Genomic DNA, 17,949 nt, shown 5'->3' on the forward strand with positions numbered 1-17,949 from the left:
ATATGCCATAATCAGATGGTATGTGAGCGCCGGCACCCAGTCTTTGGACGACTCCAGCCAGGACTTAGTGACCGGTAAGAATATCATCTATATTTTAAGGAGGAACTTTCAATGATTTCTAAGGAAAAGAAAGCAGCTATCATTGCTGAGTACGGCAGAAAAGAAGGAGATACCGGTTCACCGGAGGTACAGATCGCGATCCTTACTGCCAGAATCGCAGAGCTTACAGAGCATTTAAAGGACAACCCGAAGGATCATCACTCCAGACGCGGCCTTCTTATGATGGTAGGTCAGAGACGTGGTCTCCTTGCTTACCTGAAGAAGAAAGACCTGGAAGGTTACCGTGCTCTTATCGAAAAGTTAGGCATCAGAAAGTAATCACAGACCTAAGGGTGGGGGCCAGGAATGGACTCCGCCCTTCTTTTTACACGTGCGGCAGGCCAGGATCTGCGTTTGTATGGATCCCTGGCAGCAGCCGTGGCCGCCTGGAAAGTCCGCAGGACGTGCTTTCCATTACCTGACCAGGCAGGAGAAACATCCGAGACCGCTAAAGGACGCAGGAGCGGATCCTGTGCCGTTTAGTAGTTTCGGCTTCTTCTGCCAGACTATATTTTATTGAGAAAAGGAGACGAAGCCATGTTTAAAAGTTTTTCCATGGACTTAGCCGGACGTACCTTAACCGTTGAGGTGGGCCGTGTGGCAAAGCAGGCCAACGGTGCAGCGTTCATGCACTACGGCGATACAGTCGTTCTTTCTACGGCAACTGCATCCGATAAACCCAGGGACGGGATCGATTTCTTCCCCTTAAGCGTTGAATTTGAAGAAAAATTATACGCAGTCGGAAAGATTCCGGGAGGTTTTACAAAGAGAGAAGGAAAGGCGTCTGAGAACGCAGTCCTTACTGCCCGTGTCATCGACCGCCCCATGCGTCCTCTGTTCCCCAAGGATTACAGAAACGACGTGACCCTTGACAACATCGTTATGTCTGTGGATCCGGAGTGCAGCCCGGAGCTGACCGCAATGCTGGGCTCTGCCATTGCCACCAGCATTTCCGATATTCCCTTTGACGGTCCCTGCGCCACCACCCAGGTGGGCCTCATCGACGGTGAGTTCATCATCAACCCCACTGCGGCGCAGAAGAAGGTTTCCGATCTGGCCCTGACCGTGGCTTCCACCAGGGAAAAGGTCATCATGATCGAAGCCGGAGCCAACGAGGTTCCCGAGGATACGATGATCGAAGCCATCTTTAAGGCTGACGAGGTAAATAAAGAGATCATCGCCTTCATCGACAAGATCGTTGCCGAGTGCGGAAAAGAAAAGCACTCCTACGAGAGCTGCGCGATCCCGGAAGAGCTGTTTGCTGCCATTAGGGAGATCGTTCCGCCGGAGGAGATGGAAGAGGCCGTATTTACAGACGATAAGCAGACCCGTGAGGAGAACATCCGCCAGATCACAGAGCGTCTGGAGGAAGCGTTTGCAGAAAATGAAGAGTGGCTTCCGCTGGTGGGAGACGCTGTTTACCAGTACCAGAAGAAGACAGTCAGAAAGATGATCTTAAAGGATCACAAGAGACCGGACGGCCGTAAGATCGACGAGATCCGTCCCCTGGCTGCGGAAGTGGATCTTTTACCGAGAGTCCACGGCTCTGGTATGTTCACCCGCGGACAGACCCAGATCTTAAACGCATGTACACTGGCTCCCCTTTCCGAGGCCCAGCGTCTGGATGGTCTGGATGAAAATGAGACCACCAAGAGATATATGCACCACTATAACTTCCCGTCCTTCTCGGTTGGCGAGACAAAGCCGTCCAGAGGACCGGGACGCCGTGAGATCGGCCATGGCGCTTTAGCAGAGCGCGCTCTTCTGCCGGTACTTCCCAGCGAAGAGGAGTTCCCCTACGCCATCCGTACTGTATCTGAGACCATGGAATCCAACGGATCCACCTCCCAGGCCAGCATCTGTGCTTCCTCCTTGTCCTTAATGGCAGCAGGCGTACCGATCCGATCCATGGTAGCCGGTATCTCCTGCGGTCTTGTGACCGGAGAGACCGACGACGACTACCTGGTGCTTACAGATATCCAGGGCCTTGAGGACTTCTTTGGAGACATGGACTTTAAGGTAGGCGGCACCCATAAGGGAATCACAGCCATCCAGATGGACATTAAGATCCACGGCCTGACCCGCCAGATCATCGAAGAGGCCATCCGCCGCTGCCGTGAGGCACGCCTTTACATCATGGACAATGTAATGGCTCCGGTGATCTCCGAGCCCAGAAAGCAGCTTTCCCAGTATGCGCCCAAGATCTCCCAGATCATGATCGATCCCCAGAAGATCGGCGATGTGGTAGGAAAGCAGGGCAAGGTGATCAATGGCATCATCGCTGAGACCGGCGTAAAGATCGATATCACCGACGACGGAGCTGTAAATGTATGCGGCACGGATCAGGAGATGATCGACAAAGCGATTTCCATTATTAAAAATATCGTTACCGAGGTAGAGGCAGGCATGATCTTTACCGGTAAGGTAGTCCGGATCATGGAATTCGGTGCCTTCGTGGAGCTGGCTCCCAACAAGGACGGCATGGTCCACATTTCCAAGCTGTCCGATAAGAGAGTAGCCAAGGTGGAGGATGTTGTGAACATCGGCGATGTGGTAACCGTCCGCGTGACCGAGGTGGACCGCATGGGAAGGATCAACCTGACCATGAGACCGGAGGACATGACTGCGGATCTTGAAAAGCTGACCCGTCCGGAGAAACGCGAGGAAAGACGCGACCGCGGGGACAGAAGAGGCGGAGACAGAGAACGCCGCGGCGACAGAGAGCGCAGGGATGACAGAAGAGAGAAAAGAGAAGAGAACGAATAAATAAGCAAAAAGCGGAGAGCTGCCGGGAACGGCGGCGTCTCCGCTTTTTAAGAATACGTTTTAATGATCTCCCCGGCGATGGTCTGTCTGGTAACGCAGCGGTCCATGGCCTGTTTTTCGATGTAGCGGTGGGCTTCAGGCTCGCTCATGGAGAGCTGGCTGATCAGAAGCCACTTGGCCTTATTGACCAGACGGATCTCAGCCATTTTTTCTTCAATGGACAGGGATTTTTTTTCGAACTGTCTCAGACGCTCTCTGGCGCTTTCAAGCCAGCTGAGCGCATAGGTCATGGTTGCTTTCGATATGGGCTTTGACAGGGTGAACACGCCGTATTCGGTGACCTGTTCATGGATCCCGTTATGCAGGTCGCTTTTTACCAGAAGGAGGACCACCGACTGCCGGCTGCTGCACAGATCGATGGCAAAACGGACGCCCATGTCGTCGGGCAGAGGGGAATTGATGATAACAAAGTCATACGCCTTTGCCGCGGCCGCCCGTCTGGCGGCGCTGATGCTTGATACCGTCCGGACGGGGGAATATCTTGCCTCGGGCAGCAGGTCCGCGAAGGCGGAGGTGAGGGAGCCGGCTGCGGAAACGATGAGAATGCTGTATGAACGTCCTCTTAAGCTCATGGTTCACCCTCCTTCTGGGAATCCGGTCTACTGGCCGCAGTATATTTTTAAAATGGCCTCCGGGATATATTTTCTGATAAAGGCGCTGCCTGCGGCGGCGGCGCGGGCAGCCTCAAGATCCTCTGGAAGCTGTCTAAAAGCCGCAAGGGCAGAGGCGTCTGCCCGGTACAGATTGAAATCCGCAGGCGGCGGCGGCACCAGCCTGCCCTGAAGGCCCTCGAGGACCGCATAGATCATAAGGGCAAAGGCCAGATAGGGATTTGCGGACGGGTCCGGGGAGCGGAGCTCCACACGCCGGTACGCACCCACGGCCGCTGGGACACGGATCAGCTGGGAGCGGTTTTCACTGGACCAGGAGATGTACCTGGGAGCCTTATTGCTGCCAAAGCGCTTGTAGGAATTGGCGGTTGGATTTAAAAATACGGTCATATCTGAAATTTTATCCAGGATGCCGGCGATCATGGGATCCATATGGTCGGCGCCGTCGGAGGACTTTACGGACATGTTGATATGGAAGCCGTTTCCTGCCTTGTTTTCCAATGGCTTGGGACTGAAATCAGCAAAGATGCCGTTCAGCCCGGCAATGGTCTTTACTACGGTCTGAAAGGTCATGGAGTTGTCGGCGGCAGTCAGAGGGTCAGAATAGCGGAAGTCGATCTCATTCTGCCCAGGCCCCTCCTCATGGTGCGAGCTTTCCGGCAGGATCCCCATCTGGTCCAACATAAGGCAGACCTCGCGGCGTATATCCTCGCCCTTGTCTTCGGGGGCGATATCCATATAGGCCGCGTGGTCATGGGGGATCTTGGTGGGCGTTCCGTTGTCGTCCAGCCGGAACAGATAAAATTCCTGCTCCGCTCCAAAGAAAAACTGGTATCCGGCCCTGTCCGCGTCCTGGACGGCCCTCCTTAACAGGGAGCGGGTATCACATTCGAAGATTTTTCCATCCAGACCGGTGATGCTGCAGAACATCCGTACCACGCGTCCGTGCTCCGGCCGCCAGGGCAGGGCCGTCAGCGTATCCGTGTCAGGATGAAGGAACAGGTCCGAATGGCTTTCATCGCCAAAGCCGGTGATGGCAGATGCGTCAATGGCGATGCCGTACTCAAAAGCCCTGGGCAGCTCCTGCGGCATGATGGAAATATTTTTCTGCCTTCCAAATACATCGCAGAACGCCAGACGGATGAATTTCACGTCCTCCTCCCGCATATACTGGAGAACTTCTTCTTTCGAATATTTCATAATCTTACCTGCTTTCTTTACGATTGCTGCTGAAAACGTAAGAGGCGTCCATTTTTAAGGCAGAAATATACTGCTGTAAAAATGAACGCCCTTGCTCATATTTAATATATATACTGTGGATCTGAGCGTTTGTCAAGAGACAAAAAGTTATTTTCAGCCGGGCCGGCGGAAAATGGGCAGAGAAAAAAATAAAAAAGGGATTGACAATTTTTTTTCCGGGGTGTATGATGCAACCCATAAAGGCAAAGGCGTCTTTGAGACAGGATCTCAGAGGCGCCTTTGCCTTTGCATTTTTTTAACAACAGGCGAGGAGCGATAGTATGAAAAATGTACCGGATTTTTTTGGATGCAGCGTATTCGATGACCGGGTGATGAAGGCAAAGCTTCCCTCAAAGGTATATCTGTCATTGAGAAGGACCATTGAGGAAGGCGAAAAGCTGGACATCAGCGTAGCCAATGCCGTTGCGGATGCCATGAAGGACTGGGCCGCCGCCAAAGGGGCCACCCACTATACACACTGGTTCCAGCCTCTGACCGGCGTGACGGCGGAAAAGCACGACGGATTTATTTCCCCGTCGCCGGACGGCGGGGTGATCATGGAATTTTCGGGGAAGGAGCTGATCAAGGGGGAACCGGACGCGTCCTCGTTCCCGTCCGGCGGACTCCGGGCGACCTTTGAGGCAAGAGGCTATACGGCGTGGGATCCCACCTCATACGCGTTTATCAAGGGAAAAACCCTGTATATTCCCACGGCATTCTGCTCCTATGGAGGCGAGGCTCTGGATAAAAAGACACCGCTGCTCAGATCCATGGAGGCCTTAAATAAGCAGGCCCTGCGCATTCTCCGTCTGTTTGGAAATGACGATGTAAAATATGTCCGCACAGCCGTGGGACCGGAGCAGGAATATTTTCTTATTACAAGGGAAATGTATGAGCAGAGAAAGGACCTGCGGTTCACGGGACGGACTCTTTTTGGAGCGAAGCCTCCCAAGGGACAGGAAATGGACGATCATTATTTTGGAGTGATCAAGCCAAGGGTAGCCGCATATATGGAGGATCTGAATAAGGAGCTCTGGAAGCTGGGGGTCCTGGCGAAAACAGAGCATAACGAGGTGGCTCCGGCCCAGCATGAGCTGGCGCCCATTTACACCACCACCAATATCGCAACGGACCATAACCAGCTGACCATGGAAATGATGCAGAAGGTGGCGGCAAAGCACGGCCTGGTATGTCTTCTCCACGAGAAGCCGTTTGCCGGAGTAAACGGAAGCGGCAAGCATAATAACTGGTCGATGGCGACGGATAAGGGGATCAACCTTCTGTCTCCGGGGGAAACGCCCTATGAAAATGCCCAGTTCCTGCTGTTTTTGTGCGCTGTGATCCAGGCAGTGGACGACTATCAGGATCTGCTCCGCATTTCCGTGGCAACAGCTGGAAACGATCACAGGCTTGGCGCCAATGAAGCGCCTCCGGCGGTGGTGTCCATCTTTCTGGGAGACGAACTGAACGGAGTCCTGGAGGCCATCGAAACCGGTACGCCGTATGCGGGAGCAGAAAAGACACAGATGAAGTTGGGGGTCAATGTTCTTCCCAAATTTAACCGGGATACGACGGACCGCAACCGCACGTCGCCTTTTGCGTTTACTGGGAATAAATTTGAATTCCGTATGCTGGGCTCTTCCAACAGCATTGCCTGTGCCAACATCATGCTGAACAGTGCAGTGGCAGAATGCCTGAAGCTCTATGCGGACCGGCTGGAGAAGGCGGGGGATTTTGAGACTGCGCTTCATGAAACGCTCCGTGAGACCATCCGGGATCACAAACGGATCATTTTTAATGGGAATGGCTATGACGACGCATGGCTGAAGGAGGCTGTGGAAAAAAGAGGGCTTCTGAATTACCGGACAACGCCGGACTGCATCCCCCACCTTCTGGATGAAAAAAATGTGAGGATGCTGACGTCCCATAAGGTATTTTCTGAGGCGGAGCTGAGATCCAGATGCGAGATCCTGCTGGACAACTATTGCAAGACGGTCCTGATCGAAGCAAATACCATGATCGATATGGCGAGAAGGGAGATCGCTCCGGCGGTGAGCGGGTACGCAGCGGAGCTGGCCCATACGGCAGCGGCCAAGAAAGCTGTGGACAGCTCGTTAGCCTGCGGCTATGAGACGGAACTGCTGAAGAAGCTGGCAATGCTGGAGGATCAGATCATGATCCGGTCTGAGGAACTGCAGGAGGCTGTGCTGGAGATCCGGAACATTGGGGATATTGCAGAGGAATCCCGCAGGATCCGGGATACTGTTTTAGGAAAAATGGGGCAGCTCCGGGTCGCCTGCGACAGTGCGGAAACCATGACGGCAAAGAAATACTGGCCGTTCCCCACCTATGAGGACCTGTTATTCAGCGTAAGATAAAACGGGGAAAGGAAATTGATAATGAAACAATACAGATTTGAAACGCTCCAGATCCATGTGGGCCAGGAAATGCCGGATCCGGCCACAGATGCGCGCGCAGTACCGATTTACGCCACTGCGTCATATGTTTTTCATGACTGCGCCCATGCGGCGGCCCGATTTGGGCTAGAGGATCCCGGAAATATTTACGGCCGTCTGACCAATTCCACTCAGGAGGTGCTGGAAAAGCGGGCTGCCGCCCTGGAGGGAGGCACAGCAGCGCTGGCGCTGGCTTCGGGGGCTGCCGCCATTGCGTATACCCTGCAGGCCCTGGGACAGAACGGCGGCCACTTTGTGGCCCAGAAAACGATCTATGGAGGCAGCTACAACCTGATGGAGCATACGCTTCCCGGCTTTGGGATCACGGCCTCTTTTGTGAATATCCATGATCTTGACGAGGTGGAGGCTGCGATCCAGGAAAATACAAGGGCGGTCTACATCGAAACCCTGGGAAATCCCAACAGCGACATCCCCGATATCGACGCGCTGGCGGCCCTTGCCCACAGACATGGCATTCCTCTTGTTGTGGACAATACCTTCGGCACACCGTATTTCATCCGTCCCATCGAGCACGGAGCGGATATTGTGGTACATTCCGCTACAAAATTTCTTGGGGGCCATGGCACGACCCTTGGAGGCCTCATTGTGGATTCGGGAAATTTCGACTGGGCTGTCTCGGGGAAGTATCCGGCCATTGCAGAGCCGAACCCAAGCTATCACGGTGTTTCCTTCGTAAAGGCCGCCGGTCCGGCCGCCTTTGTCACCTATATCCGCGCGATCCTGCTCCGGGACACGGGAGCGTCCATTTCTCCATTTGCGGCATTTTTGCTGCTGCAGGGGATCGAAACGCTGTCGCTCCGTCTGGAACGCCATGCGGAAAACACGAAACGGGTGGTGGAATTTTTAAATGGCCATCCACAGGTCGAAAGGGTGAACCATCCGTCGCTCCCGTCCCATCCGGATCACGCACTTTACCAGAAATTTTTTCCCAATGGGGGAGCATCTGTTTTTACGTTTGATATTAAGGGAGGAGCAGAGGCTGCGTATAAATTTATCGATAATCTGCAGGTGTTTTCACTGCTTGCCAATGTGGCGGATGTGAAAAGCCTGGTGATCCATCCGGCAACCACGACCCACAGCCAGCTTTCTCCCGAAGAATTGGCGGACCAGGAGATCCGGCCCAATACGATCCGGCTTTCCATAGGGACCGAGCATATTGAGGATATCCTTGAGGATCTGCAGATGGGATTTCATGCGGCGGAGCAGATGGGCCTGGATGCTGCCGGGGCGGGAATGCCGGAGAAAACGGAGGAACGGTCATGACAAAATATATATTTGTGACCGGAGGTGTAGTCTCTGGTCTGGGAAAGGGGATCACAGCCGCCTCTCTTGGCAGGCTTTTAAAGGCCAGGGGCCTGAAGGTGGCGGCCCAGAAGCTGGATCCGTATATCAATGTCGATCCGGGGACTATGAGTCCGTACCAGCACGGAGAGGTATATGTGACCGAGGACGGGGCGGAAACCGACCTGGATCTGGGCCACTATGAGCGGTTCATTGACGAGGACCTGAACCAGTACTCCAATCTGACAACCGGAAAGATCTACTGGAACGTTCTCAACAAAGAGAGGAGAGGAGAATACCTGGGCTCCACGGTCCAGGTGATCCCTCATATTACCAATGAGATCAAGGAGTTCGTGTACCGCGTGGGAAAAAAGACAGATGCGGACGTGGTGATCACAGAGATCGGAGGGACCATCGGGGATATTGAATCCCAGCCGTTTTTGGAGGCTGTGCGCCAGATCGCTCTGGAGGTGGGAGATGAGAACAGCCTGTTCATCCATGTGACCCTGGTCCCCTATCTGAGCGGGTCTGAGGAGCATAAATCAAAGCCGACCCAGCATTCCGTCAAGGAGCTCCGGGGCATGGGGATCAATCCCGATCTCATCGTTCTCCGGACAGACAGACCGCTGGAGGAGGCCATTTTCCGGAAGATCTCCCTGTTCTGCAACGTAAAGGAGGACTGTGTGATCGAAAACAGGACTCTGGCGAATCTGTACGAAGCGCCTCTGATGCTGGAATGCTCCGGCTTTTCGGATGTGGTATGCAGAGAGCTCCGCATTGATGCGCCGGAGCCGGATCTGGCCGAGTGGGAAGCCATGGTGGAGCGGATCCGGAGCCGGTCAGAGGAGGTACATATCGGCCTGGTGGGCAAATACGTAAAGCTCCATGACGCCTATCTGTCTGTGGCGGAGGCTATGAACCATGCGGGTTATGGCCTGAATGCGTTTGTGAGGATCCACTGGATCGATTCTGAAACGATCAAAAGGGAAACGGCAGCCGGGGTCCTGGGCGGACTGGATGGGATCATCGTTCCAGGCGGGTTTGGAAACCGCGGGATCGAGGGAATGATCCTGGCCGCGGAATACGCCCGTGAAAACCAGATCCCCTACCTGGGGATCTGTCTGGGGATGCAGATCGCGGTCATTGAATTTGCCAGGAATGTTCTGGGGCTGACAGACGCCAATTCGGGAGAATTCGACGAACAGTGCGCGCACAAGGTGATCGATTTTATGCCGGGACAAAGCGGGGAGATCCATAAGGGCGGCACCCTGCGCCTGGGAAGCTATCCCTGCCGCATAAAGGAAGGAAGCAGAATGGAAGGGTGCTATGGCGCCGGACTGATCCATGAGCGCCACCGCCACCGCTATGAGCTTAACAATCAGTACCGCAGGGAGATGGAGCAGGCGGGACTTGTGATAAGCGGCGTCTCTCCGGACGACCGGCTGGCAGAGGCCGTAGAGCTGCCGGACCATCCGTTTTTTGTGGGAGTGCAGTTCCATCCGGAATTTAAGAGCCGGCCCAACCAGCCCCATCCACTGTTTAAAGGCTTTATTTCAGCCGCATTGCAGCAGGCGAAGGGAAAAGAGGTGTAGGACTATGTGCGGGATCATTGGATTCGCGGGAAATACAGAGGCAGTTCCCATTCTGCTGGACGGGCTGGAGCGGCTGGAATACAGAGGATATGACTCAGCCGGAGTCGCGGTGGCATCGCCGGAGGGAAGGCTCCAGGTAAAAAAATGCAAAGGCCGCCTTGGCGTTCTCCGGGAGGCCCTGGCCGCCCAGAAGCCTCTGACCGGGCAGGTGGGCATCGGCCATACCAGATGGGCGACCCATGGGGAGCCGAACGATGTAAACGCCCATCCCCATGTGAGCCAGAGCGGGAAGCTTGCAGTGGTCCACAATGGGATCATAGAAAATTATCTGGAGATCAAACAGTCTCTGCTCCATAAAGGCGTTGTGTTTGCCTCTGATACGGATACAGAGGTCATTGTCCAGCTTCTGGAGTATTATTATAAGAAGAGCTCCAACCTGATGGACGCGGTGTATGAGGTTTTAAACCGCATCAAGGGCGCTTACGCCATGGGGATCCTCTGCTCGGATTTCCCGGAGCAGCTGATCGCCGTACGAAAGGACGCGCCGCTGCTCATCGGCTACGGAGCAGACGGAAATTATATTGCCTCTGACGTGACCGCGCTGCTTGCCCACACAAGGACGGTCACCTATATGGAGGATGACGAGGTGGCAGTGGTCACGGCAGACCATGTGCAGATCCTTGGAAGGGACGGCTGCTTTCTGGAAAAGGAAAAGCATCAGATCCAATGGGACGTTTCAGCAGCGGAAAAAGGCGGGTACGCCCACTTTATGTTAAAAGAGATCATGGAGCAGCCGGAGGCCGTCCGCAGGACCATCCAGCCGAGACTGGCAGATGGGGAGATCGTGTTTGAGGAACTGGAGGATGAAAGGGACCTGATGAAGGGGATCTCCAGGATCTATCTTGTGGCCTGCGGCTCCGCATACCATGTGGGAATGATCGGAAAGTACGCCCTGGAAAGACTCCTGGGAATTCCTGTGGAGGCCTGCCTCGCGTCTGAGTTCCGGTACAGCGGGCCGCTCTTGGGCGAGTCGGCGCTGGTGATCGTGATCAGCCAGTCGGGAGAAACGCTGGATTCCATGGCGGCGCTCCGGGAAGCGAAGCGGAGGGGCTCGAAGGTCCTTTCCATCGTAAACGTCATGGGAAGCTCCATTGCCAGGGAATCGGATCATGTGCTTTATACGTGGGCGGGGCCGGAGATCGCCGTGGCGACCACAAAGGCATATACCACACAGACTGTTCTTCTTCTCATGCTGGGCGTTTATCTGGCCAGGCGGCTGGACCGGATCGGAAACGGGGAGTACCAGGAGATCGTCCGGGAGCTTCATGGCCTGCATGAAAGGATCGGTATGGTCTTAAAAAACCTGGAGCTTTACCAGAAAACGGTAGCCAGGTATTTTAACCATGACAGCGTCTTTTACATCGGACGGAACCAGGACTACGCCCTGGGGATGGAGGGCTCCCTGAAATTAAAGGAGATCTCCTACATCCACTCGGAATCCTATGCGGCGGGAGAGCTGAAGCATGGGACCATTTCCCTGATCGAGCCGGGAACGCTGGTGGTTGCCCTGGCGGCCTATGAGCCGCTGGTGGAAAAAATGCGGTCCAATATCGTGGAGGTAAGGTCCAGAGGCGCGGAGGTGGTCGCAATGACCACGGAAGAGACCAGGGACATGATCGGCAGCCAGGCATCGGAGGTATTTGTGATCCCAAAGACCCATACGCTCCTGCAGCCGGTGCTGGGAGTGGTCCCGCTGCAGCTGTTTGCCTATTATATCGCGCTGAACCGGGGCTGCGATATTGATAAGCCAAGAAATCTTGCAAAATCGGTTACGGTAGAATAGGGAATGGAGGCAGGAGAAAGGAGCAGTATGGGAATTCACGAAGAATGCGGCGTGTTTGGAGTGCTCAGTGCAAAAAAAGAAAATGTGGCGGAGCTGGTCTATTACGGGCTCTATGCCCTGCAGCACAGAGGGCAGGAAAGCTGTGGGATCGTGGTCAATGACGATGGAGTCTTTTCCTCTTACAAGGACCTGGGACTGGTGAGCGAGGTGTTTTCAAAGGATACCCTGGCTCATTTTCCCGAAGGGACCATGGCGGTGGGCCATGTGAGATATGGGACCACCGGAGGAAACACAAGGAGCAACTGCCAGCCCATTGAGGTCAGCCACCAGAAGGGGAAAATGGCCCTGGCCCACAACGGGAACCTGACCAACGCCTTAACGCTCCGTGACAGACTGGAGCTGTCAGGCGCTATTTTCCATACGACCAGCGATACGGAAACCATTGCGTATATGATCACCAGAGAGCGGCTGGGAGCGCCCAGCATCGAGGAGGCCGTCAGCCGTGCAATGGAGTCTCTGGAGGGCGCGTATTCCCTGGTACTGATGTCCTCTGCGAAAATGGTCGCCGCGCGGGATCCATATGGATTCAGGCCCCTGTGCTACGGCAGGATGCCGGACGGCGCCTATGTGGCCGCGTCGGAGAGCTGCGCGCTGTCTGCGGTGGGGGCGGAGTATGTGAGGGATGTTCTGCCTGGGGAGATCGTGGTCTTCCGTCCGGACGGTGTGGAATTCAGAAGAGAGCACTGCAGAACCCAGAGGCAGAGGACCTGCATTTTTGAATACATCTATTTTGCCAGGCCGGATTCTGTGATCGACGGCATATCGGTCCACGAATCGAGAAGAAGGGCGGGAGAGCTGCTGGCAGAGCGGTATCCGGTGGACGCGGACCTGGTGACCGGGGTTCCGGACAGCGGGCTGGACGCGGCCCTGGGATTTTCGGAGCGGTCCGGGATCCCCTATGGGATCGGGCTGATCAAAAATAAATATATCGGAAGGACCTTTATCTCTCCGGGACAGAGGGAGCGGCTGGATCAGGTCAGGATCAAGCTCTCTCCTGTGAGGAGTGTCATTGAAGGGAAACGGGTGGTTTTGATCGACGATTCCATTGTCCGCGGAACCACCAGCAGGCGCATTGTAAAGCTTCTGCGGGACGCGGGAGCCAGAGAGATCCATATGAGGATCTCTGCTCCGCCGTTTCTGCATCCCTGCTATTATGGAACCGATATTGATTCAGAGGAAAATCTGATCGCCTGCCATCACACCACAGAGGAGATCGCGAAGCTCATAGGAGTGGATTCCCTGGGCTATCTGGAGGTGGAAAGCCTGGGCAGGCTGACAGGCAGCAAAAATTACTGCGCTGCCTGTTTCCAGGGAGATTATCCGACAAAGATACCGGCCGACCTCCGGAAGGACCGTTTTGAAAGAAGGCTGTCAGAGGAGATCGGAGGAAGAAAGGAAGGAACGGAATGATACCAAATACCAACTATAAGAATTTAAAGGATTCCTATCTGTTTTACCATATCGCACAGAAGACAAAGGCGTATCTGGAGCAGCATCCCGGGGCCTATCTGTACCGCATGGGCATCGGCGACGTGTCCCTGCCCCTTTGCGACGCGGTGATCCAGGCCCTTCACAAGGCCGTAGACGACCAGGCGGTCAAAGCCTCTTTCCATGGGTATATGCCGGAATGCGGTGATCCGGAGCTCCGCAGGACCATTGCCGGATACTATAAAAAGAGGAACGCGGACCTTTCGCCGGAGGAGGTATTTATTTCCAGCGGCGCCAGCGACGAGCTGGGAGATATCCTCGATCTGTTCGGCAGGGACAAGAAGGTTATGATCATGGAGCCAGCCTATCCGGCTTATGTGGATGCCAATATCATCGCAGGCAATACGATCATACATATCCCATCGGGAGAGGCAGAGGGCTTTGTGCCGCAGCCCGGTGAAAGGGATCGGGCGGATGTGATCTATATCTGTTCCCCCAACAATCCGACGGGGGCGGTCTTCAGCCGCGAGAGATTAAAGCAATGGGTGGATTACGCCAACCGGACCGACGCGGTCCTGCTGTTTGATGCCGCCTATGAGGCATTTATTGAGGACGAGGATATCCCCCATAGTATTTTTGAAATAGAGGGGGCAAAAACCTGTGCCATTGAGATCTGTTCCCTGTCGAAGACAGCCGGATTCACAGGGACCAGGCTGGGCTATACGGTGATCCCCAGGGAGCTGGAGCGGAAGGGGATGCGCTTAAATGAAATGTGGATCCGGAACCGCACAACAAAAACCAATGGGGTCTCCTACATCATCCAGAAAGGCGGAGCAGCTGTGTTCACTGAGGAAGGACAAAAGCAGGTCCGTGAAAGGATCCAGGTTTATAAAAAGAATGCGAAGGTGCTCATGGAGGCCCTGGACCGGCTGGGGATCTGGTACTGCGGCGGAAAAAACGCGCCCTACATCTGGATGAGGTGCCCTGGGGGAATGGGAAGCTGGGAGTTTTTCGACTACCTGCTCCAGGAGATCCAGGTAGTGGGAACGCCGGGAGAAGTCTTTGGAGCATGCGGGGAAGGATATTTCCGGTTTTCCACCTTCGGCTCGCCGGAGGATACAAAGGAGGCGGCAGAACGGCTGGTGAAGCTGCTGGGCTGACGATTCCTTTCCCGCCCTGCGGGGCCAGTCCACTGGCTGCTTCATTCGTTCTTGTTTTGTCAATATCAACTAAAATTCAAGGAATGCCCAGTCATAGAATCGTCCTTTTTACAAGTTGCATATAACTAACTGATGTGCTATACTCTGCGGGTAACGCAAGATAGGATTGCTTTTGCGTCAAAAATATCTGCGTTTTTTATTTATACATAGGTTAGTTAAAACTAATTAAAGGAGGCAATACTATCAGACAATATCGCTCAACAGTATTACTTGTGGTCCTGCTGCTGGTCGCGTCCGTTATTTCACTTTTTATAGGCGTGATTGAACTGCCGCTGCAGGAGCTTCTGTCAGGAAATCTGCATTTATGGGAGATCTTTTTGGTATCCCGTCTTCCGCGCCTGCTGGCGATCCTTTGTACCGGTGTGGGAATGAGCGTGGCCGGACTCATTATGCAGCAGCTGTGCAGCAACAAATTCGTGTCACCCACAACTGGCGCCACCATTTCTTCGGCCCAGCTTGGCATTCTGCTGGCGCTGCTGTTCATGCCGTCGTCTACTTTGTGGACCCGGGCGCTCTTTGCCTTTGCGGCAGCGATCCTGGGCACCTGGATCTTCGTCTGGTTCATCCAGCGCATCCAGTTTAAGGATGCGGTGATGGTCCCGCTGGTGGGTATCATGTGCGGCAATGTCATCGGCGGCATTACCAGTTATCTGGCCTATAAATACGAAATGACCCAGGCCCTGTCCTCGTGGCTGGTGGGCCATTTTTCTCTGGTGCTGAAGGGGCGGTATGAGATCGTCTGGCTGACAGTGCCGCTGGTGGCGCTGGCTTTTATATTCGCCAACCATTTCAATATTGTGGGGCTGGGAAAGGATTTTTCCAGGAACCTGGGGGTTCCCTATAACCTGGTCCTCTTTTCCGGACTTACCATCTCTGCCATGATCACTGCCAGCATCGTGGTGGTTGTCGGCTCCATCTCCTACATTGGTCTCATCGTGCCCAATGTGGTGGCCATGTATAAAGGGGACAGGATCCGGGGCACGTTGGTGGATACTGCCCTGTTCGGCGCCATTTTCGTACTGGTGTGCGACATGATCGGCCGGGTGGTGATCTTTCCTTATGAACTGCCCATCGAACTGATCGTTGGCATACTGGGCAGCCTCATTTTCATTGCCCTGTTGTTTTACCGGCTTAAATATGGACGCAGGGCCATCCGGCTGGGCGGTACAGGGACAGGCTGCTGCTCCGCCATGCCCGGTCTGAAAGGAGGTGCGGAACAGTGAATACTGCTGCTATGCGCGCCAACCGGCGCAGGCTGCTGATCCTGACCGTAATAGTCCTTTTCTGCGCAGCAGCCTATATGCTGGTGGAAGTGGACTTTTCCAACCCCAGGCTGTTTGCGTATGCCATGAAGCTCCGGGCCCCAAAGCTCATCGTCATGCTCATTACCGCCTTTTCCATCGGAGGGGCTTCGCTGGTGTTCCAGTCCATCATCAACAACACCATTGTGACACCCTGTCTGCTGGGGATGAATTCCCTCTATACCCTCATCCATACGGCAGTGGTATTTTTCCTGGGATCGGCCAGTGCGGCAGCCTCCAATGCGAATTTGTCCTTTGCAGTGGATGTGGTGCTCATGGGCATTGCGGCCACAGTTATTTACAGCTGGATCTTTAAAAAGACAAAGCACAATGTACTGTATGTGCTGCTGGTGGGTACAGTGCTGACCTCCTTCTTCGGCAGCATCCAGACGACGCTGACCCGGGTCATGGATCCCAATGAGTATGACAGTCTGATGAACACCCTGGTGGCCAGCTTCAGCAATATAAACTCTGAGATCATTGTTTTTTCCCTGATCCTTCTGGCAGCCGTAATCTTTGCCCTGCGAAAAGAGCTGGCCCTGTTGGACGTACTGACCCTTGGAAAGGAGCAGGCCATCAATCTGGGTGTGGATTATGACCGCTGCATCCGCCGCCTGCTGCTGGGCGTAGCCCTCTGCATTGCTGTGGCCACCGCCATGGTGGGACCCATCTCTTTTTTGGGACTCATCATCGCGAACCTGTCCAGACAGCTGCTCAAGACCTACCGGCATACCCAGCTGGTGCTTGGCTCAGCTCTGTTTGGTATGATCGTACTGGTGGGCGGGCAGCTCATTGTGGAGCACATATATTCCTATTCCGTTCCGGTGAGTGTATTCATTACCGTGGGCGGCGGTCTTTACTTCCTTTATCTCCTATTGACAAGAAAGAAGGTGTGATTATGAATGTGCAGGAATTGAAGAAACAATATGACGGAAAAACTGTGGTGGACGGCGTGAGCTTTGCCATCCCCAAGGGGAAGGTGACTTCCCTCATCGGTCCCAACGGTGCGGGAAAGTCCACAGTCATGGGCATGATCTCACGGCTTATCGCCCACGACAGCGGAGTGGTAGACTTCGAGGGAAGGGATATTGGAAAGTGGAAAAGCAGGGAGCTTTCCAGACGGCTTGCCATCCTGACCCAGTCCAACAGCATTCAGATGAAGCTGACCGTGCGGGAACTGGTGACTTTCGGGCGCTTCCCCTATTCAGGGAACCGGGTCACCCTGGAGGATCAGAAGATCATCGACCGGGCCATTTCCTACATGGAACTGGAGGGCTTCCAGGACCGCTTCATTGACGAGCTTTCCGGAGGCCAGAGGCAGCGGGCCATGATCGCCATGGTCATTGCCCAGGACACCGAGTATGTACTTCTGGACGAGCCTACCAATAACCTGGATATCTACCATGCTACCAATATGATGAAAATCGTCCGCCGTCTCTGTGACGAGCTGGGAAAAACAGTGATCCTGGTGCTGCATGAGATCAACTATGCGGCATTTTATTCCGATTATATCTGTGCCTTCAAGGACGGAAAAATCGCCAGATTCGGCACTGTGGAGGAGGTGATGACAAAAGAGAATCTGTCTCAGATCTATCAGGTGGATTTTGAGATCCTGACCATTGCAGGAAAGCCCTTATCCATCTACTATTGACCCTGTTTTTCAGTACTTTTTTAGAAAAGGAGCAATCAGACATGAACATGAAAAAAATGATCTTTTTTGCCCTGGCCGGCGTGATGTCCCTTGGCCTTGCAGCCTGCTCTGGGGAGAACGTAAAAACCACATCCGGGGACAGTATCCCGCCTGCCAGCAGCCAGACCGCCAGTGGACCGCAGAACAAGGAGAGGCCTGAGTCCGTGACCATCATAAGCCTCAACGCCAGCAAGGAGGAAACGGAGCTGGAGGTACCCTACGATCCCCAGCGCATCGCCATTCTGGATATGGCTTCCCTGGATATTCTGGATGCCCTGGGCG

Annotated in this window: 13 protein-coding genes and 1 pseudogene; 12 read left to right on the forward strand and 2 right to left on the reverse strand. The window is 54.3% G+C overall.

What is annotated here, in order from left to right:
• Positions 1–111 precede the first annotated feature (111 nt).
• Both rpsO and WIH05_RS07485 read left to right on the forward strand, forming a co-directional pair.
• Positions 112–378, forward strand: a complete 267-nt coding sequence (gene rpsO / locus WIH05_RS07480; RefSeq protein WP_022272534.1) for a 30S ribosomal protein S15 — start codon at positions 112–114, stop codon at positions 376–378.
• Between the two features lie 258 nt (positions 379–636).
• Entirely contained in the window at positions 637–2,865 is a 2,229-nt protein-coding gene (locus tag WIH05_RS07485; RefSeq protein ID WP_158359712.1) for a polyribonucleotide nucleotidyltransferase, read from the forward strand.
• Positions 2,866–2,912: 47 nt separating this feature from the next.
• Here WIH05_RS07485 and WIH05_RS07490 read toward each other — a convergent pair whose 3' ends face one another.
• Both WIH05_RS07490 and WIH05_RS07495 read right to left on the reverse strand, forming a co-directional pair.
• A complete protein-coding gene (locus WIH05_RS07490) occupies positions 2,913–3,497 on the reverse strand; it encodes an ANTAR domain-containing protein (protein WP_022272536.1) in 585 nt (194 codons plus the stop codon).
• Positions 3,498–3,524: 27 nt separating this feature from the next.
• Positions 3,525–4,736: a glutamine synthetase family protein gene (locus tag WIH05_RS07495; RefSeq protein ID WP_022272537.1), complete on the reverse strand. Its 1,212-nt coding sequence runs from the start codon at positions 4,734–4,736 to the stop codon at positions 3,525–3,527.
• Positions 4,737–5,056: 320 nt separating this feature from the next.
• Here WIH05_RS07495 and WIH05_RS07500 point away from each other — a divergent pair, with 320 nt between their 5' ends.
• From WIH05_RS07500 to WIH05_RS07545, 10 genes and pseudogenes are all read left to right on the forward strand, one after another.
• Positions 5,057–7,153, forward strand: a complete 2,097-nt coding sequence (locus WIH05_RS07500) for a glutamine synthetase III (protein ID WP_022272538.1) — start codon at positions 5,057–5,059, stop codon at positions 7,151–7,153.
• Between the two features lie 21 nt (positions 7,154–7,174).
• Complete coding sequence (locus tag WIH05_RS07505) at positions 7,175–8,515, forward strand: O-acetylhomoserine aminocarboxypropyltransferase/cysteine synthase family protein (protein WP_337425196.1); 1,341 nt, start codon at positions 7,175–7,177, stop codon at positions 8,513–8,515.
• The gene (locus WIH05_RS07510; protein WP_022272541.1) at positions 8,512–10,125 is read left to right on the forward strand and encodes a CTP synthase; all 1,614 of its coding nucleotides are present in this window, start codon (positions 8,512–8,514) and stop codon (positions 10,123–10,125) included. The genes WIH05_RS07505 and WIH05_RS07510 overlap by 4 nt, the downstream gene beginning before the upstream one ends.
• A 4-nt stretch (positions 10,126–10,129) precedes the next feature.
• Positions 10,130–11,968 carry a glutamine--fructose-6-phosphate transaminase (isomerizing) gene (gene glmS, locus WIH05_RS07515; protein ID WP_022272542.1) on the forward strand — a complete coding sequence of 613 codons (1,839 nt, stop codon included), beginning with the start codon at positions 10,130–10,132 and terminating at the stop codon, positions 11,966–11,968.
• Between the two features lie 27 nt (positions 11,969–11,995).
• On the forward strand, positions 11,996–13,438 hold the full coding sequence (gene purF / locus WIH05_RS07520) for an amidophosphoribosyltransferase (protein ID WP_337425197.1): 1,443 nt from the start codon (positions 11,996–11,998) through the stop codon (positions 13,436–13,438).
• Positions 13,435–14,616, forward strand: a complete 1,182-nt coding sequence (locus WIH05_RS07525) for an LL-diaminopimelate aminotransferase (protein WP_337425198.1) — start codon at positions 13,435–13,437, stop codon at positions 14,614–14,616. The genes purF and WIH05_RS07525 overlap by 4 nt, the downstream gene beginning before the upstream one ends.
• A gap of 272 nt (positions 14,617–14,888) precedes the next feature.
• Positions 14,889–15,899, forward strand: a complete 1,011-nt coding sequence (locus tag WIH05_RS07530) for an iron chelate uptake ABC transporter family permease subunit (RefSeq protein ID WP_022272545.1) — start codon at positions 14,889–14,891, stop codon at positions 15,897–15,899.
• A complete protein-coding gene (locus WIH05_RS07535; protein ID WP_022272546.1) occupies positions 15,896–16,873 on the forward strand; it encodes an iron chelate uptake ABC transporter family permease subunit in 978 nt (325 codons plus the stop codon). The genes WIH05_RS07530 and WIH05_RS07535 overlap by 4 nt, the downstream gene beginning before the upstream one ends.
• A gap of 2 nt (positions 16,874–16,875) precedes the next feature.
• Complete coding sequence (locus tag WIH05_RS07540; protein ID WP_022272547.1) at positions 16,876–17,628, forward strand: ATP-binding cassette domain-containing protein; 753 nt, start codon at positions 16,876–16,878, stop codon at positions 17,626–17,628.
• Between the two features lie 41 nt (positions 17,629–17,669).
• Positions 17,670–17,949 (forward strand): annotated as a pseudogene (locus tag WIH05_RS07545) (ABC transporter substrate-binding protein); the annotation flags it as partial.

It is taken from the genome of Alitiscatomonas sp., from assembly GCF_037242085.1.
Lineage (GTDB): Bacteria > Bacillota > Clostridia > Lachnospirales > Lachnospiraceae > Alitiscatomonas > Alitiscatomonas aceti.

Excerpts from the sequence above, each read along its gene's own strand:
- glmS (WP_022272542.1), top strand. The coding sequence starts at position 10,130 with ATGTGCGGGATCATTGGATTCGCGGGAAATACAGAGGCAGTTCCCATT.
- WIH05_RS07525 (WP_337425198.1), top strand. The coding sequence starts at position 13,435 with ATGATACCAAATACCAACTATAAGAATTTAAAGGATTCCTATCTGTTT.
- WIH05_RS07490 (WP_022272536.1), bottom strand. The coding sequence starts at position 3,497 with ATGAGCTTAAGAGGACGTTCATACAGCATTCTCATCGTTTCCGCAGCC.
- rpsO (WP_022272534.1), top strand. The coding sequence starts at position 112 with ATGATTTCTAAGGAAAAGAAAGCAGCTATCATTGCTGAGTACGGCAGA.
- WIH05_RS07495 (WP_022272537.1), bottom strand. The coding sequence starts at position 4,736 with ATGAAATATTCGAAAGAAGAAGTTCTCCAGTATATGCGGGAGGAGGAC.
- purF (WP_337425197.1), top strand. The coding sequence starts at position 11,996 with ATGGGAATTCACGAAGAATGCGGCGTGTTTGGAGTGCTCAGTGCAAAA.
- WIH05_RS07485 (WP_158359712.1), top strand. The coding sequence starts at position 637 with ATGTTTAAAAGTTTTTCCATGGACTTAGCCGGACGTACCTTAACCGTT.
- WIH05_RS07505 (WP_337425196.1), top strand. The coding sequence starts at position 7,175 with ATGAAACAATACAGATTTGAAACGCTCCAGATCCATGTGGGCCAGGAA.
- WIH05_RS07540 (WP_022272547.1), top strand. The coding sequence starts at position 16,876 with ATGAATGTGCAGGAATTGAAGAAACAATATGACGGAAAAACTGTGGTG.
- WIH05_RS07500 (WP_022272538.1), top strand. The coding sequence starts at position 5,057 with ATGAAAAATGTACCGGATTTTTTTGGATGCAGCGTATTCGATGACCGG.
- WIH05_RS07510 (WP_022272541.1), top strand. The coding sequence starts at position 8,512 with ATGACAAAATATATATTTGTGACCGGAGGTGTAGTCTCTGGTCTGGGA.